Genomic DNA, 11,370 nt, shown 5'->3' with positions numbered 1-11,370 from the left:
AGACTATATTCACATTGTAGAGTAGATTATTAGAATATAGTTAGCACAATGCTAATATGAAACAGCACAAATTGAAGGTGAGGGATACGCATGCTTCTGCCTTTCCGCCTGTGCGCGGATGATCTGAACCCACGGCTGCCGCTGGCCCTGTACAATATTGGTTGCCATGTGCAGCATCCTATCTACCGCCCGTCCGGTTATCTTGTGCCGCAGTGTTTCATCGCATTCAGAGGCAAAGGCCAGGTACGCTTCAAGGATGGGAAAAGCCTGACTATCGGCGCCGGTCAGGCGCTGATCCTGCCGACGGGGCAGCCTCATGAATACTATGCGCTCCCTGGTGAACCCTGGCTGATTGGGTATATCGGGTTCAAGGGCAGGATTGCGGAAGAACTGGTAACCGGCTGCGGCTTGCCTTTCAGCACAGTGATCCGTCTGACAGACGCGGAGGCCCTGATGAACCCTCTGAAACAGCTATGGGAGCTTGCGGATCAATCCGAAACCGCGCGGGCCGCATATATCTCCGGTAGGCTCTATGAATTTGTCCTGTTGCTGTCGGAGATGGCTGAGCTCTCCTCTGGTCCTGATTCTCTTCCGGCTAGCAGCCCTGCACAGGAAGCATTGCGCCGCGCCGCCGGGTATATGCAGGAACACTTCACCGAAACGCTGCAAATGTCCAACATAGCCCATGTTGTGGGATACTCGGTACAGCACTTCATGCGGATTTTCCGTGAGGCCTACGGCATTACTCCACATGCATATTTACAGGGCCTGCGTCTGAATCAAGCCGTGAGGTGGATGGAGGAGCATCCGGACATGCCCATCAAAGAAATCGCCGGCCGCCTGGGGCTGGAGCCCAATTATTTTATCCGTGCCTTCAAGAAGGCTTACGGGACAGCACCGGGAATGTACCGGGGGAATCTATCGAGTAAGGCTGACTTTAACACAAACCAAGACTTTTAGATTGGTGCCTGATGCAACTTGAATGATTGCCCAACCATTCCTTTCCCCATAATGCCTGCTTCGCCGAATTCAGAGGTATTTCTACCTCACATTTCCCCATATTGCCTGTCTGTGCCGAATTCAAAGGTACTTGTACCCCACATTTCCCCATATTGCCTGTCTGTGCCGAATTCAAAGGTACTTATACCTCACATTTCCCCATATTGCCTGTCTGCGCCGAATTCAAAGGTATTTCTACCTCACACTTCCCCATATTGCCTGCCTGCGCGGAATTCAGAGGTACTTGTACCTCTGATCTCTTAAGCAGCAAAAAAAGCCCAAGCGATGATCCAGCTAATCGCTCGGGCTTTGGGGCGGATATTCTGTTCTGTTCAGTAGTGTTTGGTTCAGCTCTTCGGTTCAGCTCTTCGGTTCAGCTCTTCGGTTCAACTCTTCGGCTCAGAGCTTTTCGCTAACCGCTCCATTCGCCGCTACACGGGCATTGAACGAGAGCTGGTTCATCCGATTGATCGTATCTTTGTTATAGGCTTCCCCCATAAAATTGGGCTGTCCGCCGATGATCTTGACCGGAGTGATTCTGCCGTTTACACCGCTGTCACTGATCTCAAAGTTAACCAGCATAGAGTGAAGTGTCTTGTCACCGCCGCGTGTTGAACGGTTGAACACAAAATTACCCAGCGAATAATAGATCGGCTTGTGCTTGTAGTATTCAATCCCCATCAGGCAGTGGCTATGAGCACCAATAATGATATCCGCACCGCTGTCGATCATCTGCTTCGCGAGCTTGCGGGCGTAATTCTCAGGGTAATCCTTGAACTCATTGTTCCAGTGGATGTATACAATAGTGTAGTCATTCTCTTTGGCCGATTTCTGGATGGCGCTCATCAGCGGTTCAGGCGTATAGGCCGAAGCTGCGCCCGGACGGTTCTTGCCTGCATACCACGAAGGGCTGGAGAGCACGCGGCTTACACCGAGCATGGCGATCTTTTTTCCTTTTACCGTCTGGGTGAAGGGTCTAAAAGCCTCATTAATGTTCTTGCCTGCGCCGGTATGCCCGATCTTGTATTTGTCGAGATGAACGAGTGTATCCAGCATAGCGTCCTGTCCGAAATCCAGAATATGATTGTTCGCAACGGTCACACCGTCAATCCCCGCATAATTCAGTCCCGCAAGAGCTGTTGGCTTGGAACGGAATGCAAAGGTCTTCTCGGCTACCTTCCCTCTCACCGATACCGGTGTCTCCAGGTTGGCAAAGGCAATATCGGCTTTCTTCAGAACAGGCGCTACCTTGGCAAAAGGAAAGTTCACTCCGTACTTGGCGATCTGGTCGCCGACAAAACCATCCAGCAGGATGTCTCCTGCAAAAACAAGATTAACCTTATCATCTGCGGAAGCAGCTTGACTGAAAACAGCCGGTGCAGGAATCAGCAAAAGTACTATTAATGTTAATATGATGACTGTAAATCTGCACAAAATCTTTTGACCCCTCTCTATTGGTTAACCTCCCGTTATTCTACTATATTAAAAGAGGGATATCCAAATAAAGGGTAGATCCTAGAGTCTCGCCTTTTTAAGCACGGCCCGAAAACAGCTCAGCCCGCCCCACTGCTCCGTACGCACGGCATCCGCCGGAAGCTTGAAATCCGTCTCCCCCCAGTACTCAAATCCGGCCTGCAGCAGCACTTCATTTATCCGCAAAAGATTTACGGTCGGATAGTCAAAAGTTAATACCAGCAGACCCTCTTCATTCAACGTGCGGTGAAATTCCCTAACGGCTCGTACAGAATCCTCCAAAGAGAGGTGCTCCAGAACCGAGATGCAGAAGATCGTATCAAAGAACTCGTTCTCATAAGGCAGTGAAGTCAGATTGGCCTGGGCCAGGTGGAGGCGGTTCGTCCGCGCTGCTCCCGCCAGCAGTGCCGCTTCCTCCCCGATATCGCCTGAAATTTCTTCCATGATGGCATCTCTGGACAGAATTCTTGCATCCATGTCACAGGCATGAACCTCCGCACTGTAACTGGCAAGATAGAACTTGAGCGGATGGGAGATCCCGCAGGCGGCATCCAGCACCACATCATGCGGGGAAACGAAATTCGTGCACCATTCATATTCATAGGGCCGGCTCCACCAGGATTCCGGCAAATCGTAAACAAGCTTATCGCGGCGGGCATCGGCATTGACAAAAAAACGGGAAACATACGGATGTGTAGGCATAGGCCAGGACTCCTTTAGAGGAAATTCGGTAGTGAGAGTATATTCAGGAATCCCCGTTTCATGCCATCATACGTAAAAGGAGAGCGGCTTCGCTTCAACACCATGCTTCGCAATCAGGTTATCCACCATAGTACCCCATTCAGTGTCGATGGTGCACAGCTCCGGATGCTGTTCGAACCATTCCACAGACCGCTTGATGCCTTCGGCAAAAGGAACGGTTGCGGCAAATTCCGGCACCAATCGCTTAATTTTGCTGTTGTCGAATACACTGCTCACCGCCTGGTCACCGATCAGTCCATCTGCTGTTCCCGGCGGGGTAAAGGCCGTGATAAAATCGGTGGAAATATGCACAACCTGTGGTTCATGTCCAGCCGCCTTCCCGATAGCCGCATAGATCTGGTTCCAGTTCAGCGACTCATCGGAAGTAATATGAACCGCTTCTCCGATCGTTCCCGGTTGCCCCAGCAGGCCGACAAAGCCCTTGGCGAAATCTGTGTTATGGGTCAGGGTCCACAGCGATGTTCCATCTCCATGAATCACGACCGGCAGACCTTTGCGGATTCGGTCGACCAGCGACCAGGGATGCGCCCAGCTAGTTAGGGCTGCCGGTATCGCCGTTACCCCGTAAGTATGGGAGGGACGGACGATAGTAGCTGGAAAACCGCTATTTGTATAGGCTTTCAGCAGTAGCTGCTCACAAGCGATTTTGTCGCGTGAATACTGCCAATAAGGATTCGCAAGCGGGGTCTCCTCGGTGATCAGATAATTCTGCTGCGGCTTCTGATAAGCTGAAGCGGAGCTGATAAAGATATACTGCTTCGTCTTGCCTGTGAACAGTTGTATATCATTCTGTACATGCTCAGGAGTAAAAGCGATCCAGTCCACCACCACGTCGAACTCATAGCTGTCCAGTACCTCAGCGGCTTCCTGCGGATGGCGGATATCGCCTTGAATCACTTTAGCCCCCTCCGGTACGAATTCGTCCCGCTGGCCGCGGTTGAACAGATACAGCTCTATGCCCCGCTCTACTGCCAGCTTGGAGACCGCCTCGCTGATTAGTCCTGTACCGCCGATAAATAGTACCTTCACCGGTCACCCTCCTTTTCCTTAGCTGATTATGGCTTCAATCGCTGTCAGAACATCATCGGATAGTTCGATGCCGGAAGCCTGCACATTCTCTTCCACCTGCTCTGGTCGGCTGGCGCCTACCAGGGCGCTCGCGACATTCGGCTGCCGCAGAATCCAGGCCAGGGCCAGATTGCCGACAGAAATATTCAGCTCAGCGGCGATTGCACCCAGTTCGCGGACCTTGGCAATCTTCTCCTCGGTAATCCCCTTACGCATCCAGTCCAGCTTCGCCGCGCGGCTGTCCTCCGGAATGTCGGAGACCGAGCTGTATTTTCCGGTCAACAGGCCTTGGGCCAGCGGGGAGAACACGACCTGTCCGATGCCCTTACGCAGCCCCAGCGGAATTATCTCTTTTTCGATATAACGTTCGAACATATTGTAGACCGGCTGATTGACCACGATGTGGTCCAGCAGATAACGGTCGGCAACGGCCAGTGCTTCCGCCATTTGTGCGGCCGTCCATTCACTTACACCCACATAGAGTACCTTGCCCTGACGGACCAGATCATCCAGCGCGCGCAGCGTTTCCTCAATAGGTGTCTCCGGATCATAACGGTGGCAGTACAGCAGATCCACGTAATCTTCTCCCAGCCGTTTCAGACTGGCATGGCACTGCTCTGTAATGTGCTTGCGGGACAAGCCGCGGTCATTGGGCCCGTCTCCCATGACACCGAACACTTTGGTAGCCAGCACGTAGGATTCACGGGGAAAACCGCGCAGCGTTTCACCCAGCACCTTTTCGGCCGCGCCTTTCTCATACACATTTGCCGTATCAAAAAAATTAACGCCCAAACCGTAAGCGGTCTCAATAGCTTTAACAGCATTGTCCCGCTCTACATAACCCCCATAGGTCAGCCAGCTTCCCAAGCTGATCTCACTCACCTTAAGTCCGGTTCCACCCAATCTGCGGTATTTCATCTTGTACATGCTCCTCTCGATATCCGGCTCTTGTCCGGCTAAATAGCGCTTCATATCCATTTTAAAATAGTTTGTATGGAATATATAGCTCCCAATATTTTTGAGTTATGGGCATATGCCGTGATCACAATAGGTTACAGTCCATAGACTGTTGTCGAGATATGATTTGAGGAGGCTATCCATGGATACAAACTATCAGCAACTCGCTTGGAACTGCATGAATAAATACGTCGGTATCACTACTACTGACGGACAGAATTTTGACGGGTTTATTGCTCATATTGATCAGGACTATGTTACACTGGCCATTCCTTCGAACGAAATGATGGGACAAATGAACGGAATGCCTGCCAATGCGTCTACTTACAGACAATTTGGATACTACCCGGGCTTCTATCCACGCCGCCGCTTTTATCCGAGACGCGTACCTTTTGGTGCCATCACCGCATTGTTCCTGCTTCCATTTTTCATCTAATGATGCAGCGGGCATAGCTTCTGTATAGGTTATACGAGTATAAACAGCCAACTCAAAAACGGCGCGCCAATGGAGTACCGGCGCGCCCTTTCGTCACTCTACTTGTCCTATTCTACAGCTCCGACCAGTTCAGCGTAAGTTCAATAACACCCTTCTGCGAGGTCAATGGCCCGCCGATTAGCGACCATTCTTCCTGCTTCCCGGTATTCGTTCCCTGGATAATCAGGTTCTTCTCATCCATAGTTTGGCTGGCATCGGTCAGATTCTGAGTTCCTGTAAGGTATCAAACAGCAGCAATACCGCATTCATGTACAATTCTTTCTATTATAAGTTCTTAACCATAAGCACATGAGGGATTCCATCTTCCATGAAAACGGGTGAACCCGTCTCATACCCCAGCTTCTGATAAAAGCCTTCGGCCTGCTTCTGGCCATGCAGCTTGGCTTGCCGAAGCCCCTGTTCCGCCGCCATTTTCTCCAGTGTTGCGATAAGAACAGAACCCAGACCGCTTTTGCGGTATGGGGCAAGGAGACAGATCCGTTCCAGCTTGGCCCAACCGTCTACATTCCGGAGTCTGGCTGTTCCCACAGCTGTCTCTTCCTGATAGATCAATATATGCTGAGCAGCCTGCTCATGTTGATCAAATTCATCGGCCAGCGGCACACCCTGCTCCTCCACAAACACTTCCCGCCTAATCCTAAAAGCTTCCTGCAGCCCTTCTTCGGTGACAACCCGGTCTACCCGCATATTCTCAATCCACTCCTTCTTCACGTTTGCTTAATGCCCGCCCAGAAAATCTCCCAGATATCCTTCAAGCGCCGCTCGAATTCTTCGTGATTGTAAAAAAACATCTGCATGGAAATCCCATCCTGCAAACAATAATAAGCCGATAGCAGACTTTCCGTGTGCTGCCGCCGAATCTGTCCGGTATTCATGCCTTCCTCAAAAATAGCCCGGTAAAAGGCGGAGGACTGCTTCTCCATCATTGATATCTGCTGCTCCAGCATCTCCTGAAAGAAAGGCGCCGGAAATTGAACACTTCTTTTGTAAAAAGAGGTCAGTGTGGGATGCTCCACCCTATAATAGTAGGTCCGGTACACAATCCCGCGCAGCCTCGCCTCCACAGGTGTACCCGGAATGCCCTTGAACAACTGGTCCAAAAACTCAATATAGTGCCGGGCCATTTCCTGAAAAGCTGCTAGAAACAAATCTTCTTTTTTAGGAAAATAGGTTGCAATGGACTGTTTTTTAATGCCAACAGCCTGGGCAATCCCAGCCAGTGATGCACCCTCAAAGCCTTTTTCGGCAAATTGTGCTATAGCGGCTTGCAAAATAGCATTAGCAGTCATAATGACTCACCTCCCTGACAACCGTCAGGCAATTATCACATGCTCCTTCTTTTTTGTCAATGAAACCACATCTCAAAAAAGCTGTTAACCGGTTTATAAATGAACATTACCAGATACAGCGGGCTGGGGACTTTGATTTTGTATAACGAACAGTAGACCGCAGCAATGCCAAGGATCCAGAACAGCACCCAGACCAGACGGTCACGGGGTCTGCCTTTCTGCTTCAGCAAAGGGAGATCGATGACAACACAGCCTGCCGCAATCACCAGAAAGAACAGCAACATCATTACGCTCACTCCTTGATATCACCAATAAAAGACTTGTCCGTAACGCCGATCCGGGTAATCGAAACGCTGGCACTGTAATGAATAGGCAGCGACTTCAGGTAATCGTCTCCCTTTTGCTGCCGCAGTCTGGCCCAGACCTTCGGTTTAGCACGGTAGATCAGCTGGCCAAAGCCCATGATATCCGCATTGTAATCCTCATTGATCTGCTCAACAGCAGATTTCATCCGCGAGATAATCCGCTCTTCCGTTTTCTTCACCAGCTTTGTGATTACCTTCTCCGACTCCAGATTATCTCGGCTCTCCACCTCTTCAATGTTGCACTCCGCTTTTACATGAATGTAGATATGCGGCTCGCCGCCGATTACTTTTACTTTACGTTTCGTGGATGTGTGCAGCGCCTCAATAACAATCGGCCGGCCATCGTCTCCTGGTATTGGCCCCGAGGATTTGACAACTTTGTTAGTGATGTAATTATAGCCAATCGCCTCATTATCGCTTAACCACCCGATCATCTTGTCCCTCTTGAATACAGCTACACTGTGGTAACGCAATATGGTTTTTGGGGTACTCTCATCGAGATTGCTTTTCTTGCTACCCTCATTAGCACTGCCAGACACCTCGACGCCGGCCAATACCGGATTTACTCCCTCATAGATCATGTCTTCAATAAATTGGTACAGCGGGACAGCGACGGTCTTCGCGGATTCCTTATAGGCTTTGTCCATGGCACTAAACAATTTATTCGCCGGTATTTTGTCCAGCGGGGTAAGAACCTTCAGGACCTCTTCTGCGGTAGTACCTTTCGCGACCATAACATAGTAATCATTTCGCGGTTCCCGGCTTCTGTTCAGCACATCAAGTGTTTCGGCAATACCTGCCCGGGCGAGTTCCTCTCCGATCACCAGTACGCGGATATGCCCTTTGTAGCCTGATCTCGAACTGATAAGACTGTGCTTTCGGTCTGCTTCATAAATGGTCGGTACTGTGAAGCTGGATACAACCACTGGCACCCCGCCGCCTCCTGATCCTCCAACCGTCTGTGAGGAAATCGCAGAAGGAATAACCTCCTGCATGGTGACCTTGTAGCCGGATTCAGCCTTGTCCAGCCCCATCGCCAGTATAAAAGCCATTTCATTCAACTCCTTTCTTTCCCAGCAGCCGCTGAGCAGCAGGGGTCCGAGAAGAGCAAACAGCAGCAAAGAAAAAGTTCTACCTTTTTTAGGGTCCATAAACAGTCCTCACTTGGTTGTGTCTTGACGGTTAAGGTTTTGAATTTTACTGTTTGCCGGTCTGGTCTTCAAGAGCGGCCAGGGGAAGCGGAAGAGCGAATCCTTGAGATTATTGGATTGGTATGGAGCAATTGGACTCATATACGGCATCCCGAAGGAACGCAGGCTTGCCAAATGCATCACGACGATAAAGACACCGCACAAAATGCCATACAATCCGATAAAGCCAGCCAGAACGATAAATGCAAAACGCATGATTCTCGCCGCAATGGCCATTCCCGTTTCAGGGATGACAAAGCTGGAAATAGCTGTAATGGATACAATAATGACCATCGCCGAGGAGATAAAGCCCGCCGAAACTGCCGCCTGGCCGATTACCAGCGTACCGACAATCGAGATCGCCTGACCTATGTTCTTCGGAATTCTCACCCCCGCTTCCCGTAAAATCTCATAAATCAATTCCATCAGCAATGCCTCCACGAACGCCGGAAAGGGAACGCTCTCCCTTTGTGCGGCAAGGCTGATGACAAGAGTAGTAGGGATCATCTCCTGATGATAAGTAGTAACTGCCACATAAAGCGATGGCGCAAGCATGGTAATGAAAAAGGATAAGAATCGGATGAAACGCAGCAAGGAACCAATATCCGCCCGCTGATAGTAATCTTCTGCAGATTGAAAAAAGGCAACAAAAAAAGTGGGCACCAGCAGAACAAACGGCGTACCGTCAACAAGAATCGCCACTTTGCCCTCAAGGATTCCTGCCGCGATCGTATCCGGGCGGTCACTGTTATAAATGGTCGGGAAAGGTGTGGCCACTGTATCCTGAATCAATTCCTCGATATATCCGCTCTCCAGAATGCCGTCTATATCAATTTTGCCCAACCGGCGTTTTACCTCCTGTACCAGATCAGGGCTTGCAATGTGAGTGAGATACATAATGGACACACTGGTCTGGGTCACCCTGCCAATCTCAACAGTCTCCAGCCATAGCTGACTGTCTTTGATTTTCCTCCGGATCAGCGCCGTGTTCGTCCGTAAATTCTCCGTGAATCCTTCCATCGGACCCCGTACAACCGTCTGTGAGCTTGGTTCGCTTACATTGCGGTCCTCCCACCCGGGCAGCCCGATCCGCAGAGCACTTGAAATTCCATCCACCATCACCATCACATTGCCTGACAACAACTGATGAACGAATGGTTTCAAGTCATGGGTGACGGACATATCTCCTGCCATCAGTATGCGTTTGTGCAGAAGATCAAGTTTCTGCCCCGCATCCAGATCTTTCAGCCGATCCGGGGTACAGCCTTCCTGAAGCGAAAAGAGTATGGAATTATGCAGCACCTGGGTATCCACAAGACCGTCTATATATATCACGGCGATTTGCGTATAAGGATCCGGCTGCAGTTCTTTAATCAACAGATCGGTGCTTTTCCCGAGAAGCTGAACCAACTGCATCTGATTATCCTTAAGACAAGGTGACAATGTGCCAGAGTTCATATCTTTCAATTCGCATCCTCCACTTTCCACGAATAAGTGTACATAGTATGATTCGGAAATTGATAATTATCCCTGTCTATCATTATTTATGTCTGGGATGCATAATTGTGGAAGATATTTGCATGCTAAGGAAAGGAAAAAAAGTGGCTGAAGGACCGTTTGCAGCCGATACGGAGGAATCTCATGAGTCTTGAAAAGGACCGGATCAGTACGGCTCAATTGATCATTCTAGGGCTTTTTACGCTTATTGGGGATATGGCGCTTGTCTATCCTTCAATCATGACCACAGGAGCCCACGAGGATGCATGGATTGCCGGACTGATCAGTATTCCGCTGGGACTGGCAACCGTTAAAATAATGATATCCGCCGCAAATATCAATCCAAATAAAACCATTATCGAGCTATCCACGCAAATTTTGGGGAGATGGGCGGGCGGAGCAGTAGCGGTGAGTTATTTATTCTTTTTCCTGATGGCAGCATCCACTTATGTCAGGGAAATTGAAGACTTCATGTGTACACAAATTTACGAGGGTACACCCGGCGGAGTGATCCGCTTCATGGCAATTGTTCTGCTGGTGTACGGCATCAGGCTGGGTTTGGAAAATCTGGGCCGGTCCGCGCAGATTTTCCTTCCATTTTTTGCGGTTTTTTTAATCTGCCTAATCGTCCTGCTGTTTCCCGATGTCGAAATGGAGCGGATTCATCCTGTTTTGCATACACCTCTTCCTGACATGTTGCATACCATTTTGTTCGGCATCTTTTACCCGTTCGGGGAACTGTGTGTGTTCTTCATGATCTATCCGTTTGCCCAAAAACATAGTAAAACCAGCCGGGACATTTTTATAACCTTATTCATCGCATCTATTAGTCTTAACCTGATTTTGTTTCTCTCTCTGACGATACTTGGGGTTTATTTTTCCGAGCATGTATTCTATGCAGCTTATGTTCTTGCCCAAAGAGTCAACATTGGCAATTTTCTGCAGCGGATTGAAGCGCTGATGGCCACCACATGGATTATAAGCACATACTTCAAAACAGCGCTTTACTTCTACGCCTTTGTCCTGGGGACAGCGCAACTGCTGAAACTGAAAACCTACAAGCCCCTGATCTTTCCTGTAGGATTTCTGATTTACGGCATGTCAAATCTGCTGGCCAAAGATATTATTTTCTACATTAAGGAAGTCACCCCTAGCTGGTTGGATTGGGACATCACCTACGCTTTGGTCTTCCCGTCACTCCTGCTCATTGTTTATCATATCAGGAAGCGCTTCGGCCACAACGCCAGGCAGTAGCAGCCCTCATGTTGAAATAC

13 protein-coding genes are annotated in these 11,370 nt (G+C 49.7%); 3 read left to right on the top strand and 10 right to left on the bottom strand.

What is annotated here, in order from left to right:
- Positions 1 to 90 precede the first annotated feature (90 nt).
- Positions 91 to 960, top strand: coding sequence for an AraC family transcriptional regulator (locus tag A3848_RS05400; RefSeq protein WP_083606786.1), 870 nt, complete (start codon positions 91 to 93; stop codon positions 958 to 960).
- Between the two features lie 438 nt (positions 961 to 1,398).
- On the opposite strand, the gene A3848_RS05395 is transcribed toward A3848_RS05400, so the two are convergent.
- The 4 genes from A3848_RS05395 to A3848_RS05380 all read right to left on the bottom strand — a co-directional run bounded on the left by A3848_RS05395 (position 1,399) and on the right by A3848_RS05380 (position 5,220).
- Positions 1,399 to 2,391: a CapA family protein gene (locus A3848_RS05395; RefSeq protein WP_425270599.1), complete on the bottom strand. Its 993-nt coding sequence runs from the start codon at positions 2,389 to 2,391 to the stop codon at positions 1,399 to 1,401.
- 123 nt (positions 2,392 to 2,514) lie between these two features.
- The gene (locus tag A3848_RS05390) at positions 2,515 to 3,174 is read right to left on the bottom strand and encodes a class I SAM-dependent methyltransferase (RefSeq protein ID WP_074083937.1); all 660 of its coding nucleotides are present in this window, start codon (positions 3,172 to 3,174) and stop codon (positions 2,515 to 2,517) included.
- Positions 3,175 to 3,240: 66 nt separating this feature from the next.
- Positions 3,241 to 4,263: an SDR family oxidoreductase gene (locus A3848_RS05385; RefSeq protein ID WP_074083936.1), complete on the bottom strand. Its 1,023-nt coding sequence runs from the start codon at positions 4,261 to 4,263 to the stop codon at positions 3,241 to 3,243.
- An 18-nt stretch (positions 4,264 to 4,281) separates the two neighbouring features.
- Positions 4,282 to 5,220, bottom strand: a complete 939-nt coding sequence (locus A3848_RS05380) for an aldo/keto reductase family protein (protein ID WP_074084054.1) — start codon at positions 5,218 to 5,220, stop codon at positions 4,282 to 4,284.
- Between the two features lie 181 nt (positions 5,221 to 5,401).
- On the opposite strand from A3848_RS05380, the gene A3848_RS05375 reads away from it, so the two are divergent.
- Positions 5,402 to 5,695, top strand: coding sequence for a phosphatidylinositol kinase (locus A3848_RS05375; RefSeq protein ID WP_074083935.1), 294 nt, complete (start codon positions 5,402 to 5,404; stop codon positions 5,693 to 5,695).
- A 112-nt stretch (positions 5,696 to 5,807) separates the two neighbouring features.
- On the opposite strand, the gene A3848_RS32795 is transcribed toward A3848_RS05375, so the two are convergent.
- The 6 genes from A3848_RS32795 to A3848_RS05350 all read right to left on the bottom strand — a co-directional run bounded on the left by A3848_RS32795 (position 5,808) and on the right by A3848_RS05350 (position 10,057).
- Positions 5,808 to 5,936, bottom strand: coding sequence for a hypothetical protein (locus A3848_RS32795; RefSeq protein ID WP_256701716.1), 129 nt, complete (start codon positions 5,934 to 5,936; stop codon positions 5,808 to 5,810).
- Positions 5,937 to 6,019: 83 nt separating this feature from the next.
- Positions 6,020 to 6,442, bottom strand: coding sequence for a GNAT family N-acetyltransferase (locus tag A3848_RS05370; protein ID WP_074083934.1), 423 nt, complete (start codon positions 6,440 to 6,442; stop codon positions 6,020 to 6,022).
- Between the two features lie 20 nt (positions 6,443 to 6,462).
- Positions 6,463 to 7,044, bottom strand: a complete 582-nt coding sequence (locus A3848_RS05365) for a TetR/AcrR family transcriptional regulator (RefSeq protein WP_074083933.1) — start codon at positions 7,042 to 7,044, stop codon at positions 6,463 to 6,465.
- A 56-nt stretch (positions 7,045 to 7,100) separates the two neighbouring features.
- Positions 7,101 to 7,331, bottom strand: a complete 231-nt coding sequence (locus tag A3848_RS05360) for a hypothetical protein (RefSeq protein ID WP_074083932.1) — start codon at positions 7,329 to 7,331, stop codon at positions 7,101 to 7,103.
- Positions 7,332 to 7,336: 5 nt separating this feature from the next.
- Positions 7,337 to 8,560 (bottom strand): Ger(x)C family spore germination protein, encoded by a 1,224-nt coding sequence (locus A3848_RS05355; protein WP_074083931.1) that lies wholly within the window; start codon positions 8,558 to 8,560, stop codon positions 7,337 to 7,339.
- A gap of 9 nt (positions 8,561 to 8,569) precedes the next feature.
- On the bottom strand, positions 8,570 to 10,057 hold the full coding sequence (locus A3848_RS05350) for a spore germination protein (RefSeq protein WP_074084053.1): 1,488 nt from the start codon (positions 10,055 to 10,057) through the stop codon (positions 8,570 to 8,572).
- A gap of 183 nt (positions 10,058 to 10,240) precedes the next feature.
- Between A3848_RS05350 and A3848_RS05345 the strand changes: the two genes are divergently transcribed.
- Entirely contained in the window at positions 10,241 to 11,350 is a 1,110-nt protein-coding gene (locus A3848_RS05345) for a GerAB/ArcD/ProY family transporter (RefSeq protein ID WP_074083930.1), read from the top strand.
- Positions 11,351 to 11,370: the final 20 nt, after the last annotated feature.

It is taken from the genome of Paenibacillus sp. P32E, assembly GCF_001909085.1.
Lineage (GTDB): Bacteria > Bacillota > Bacilli > Paenibacillales > Paenibacillaceae > Paenibacillus_AQ > Paenibacillus_AQ helianthi.
Note: the sequence above shows the minus strand (reverse complement) of the source record. Positions and strands in the feature narration are given on the sequence as shown.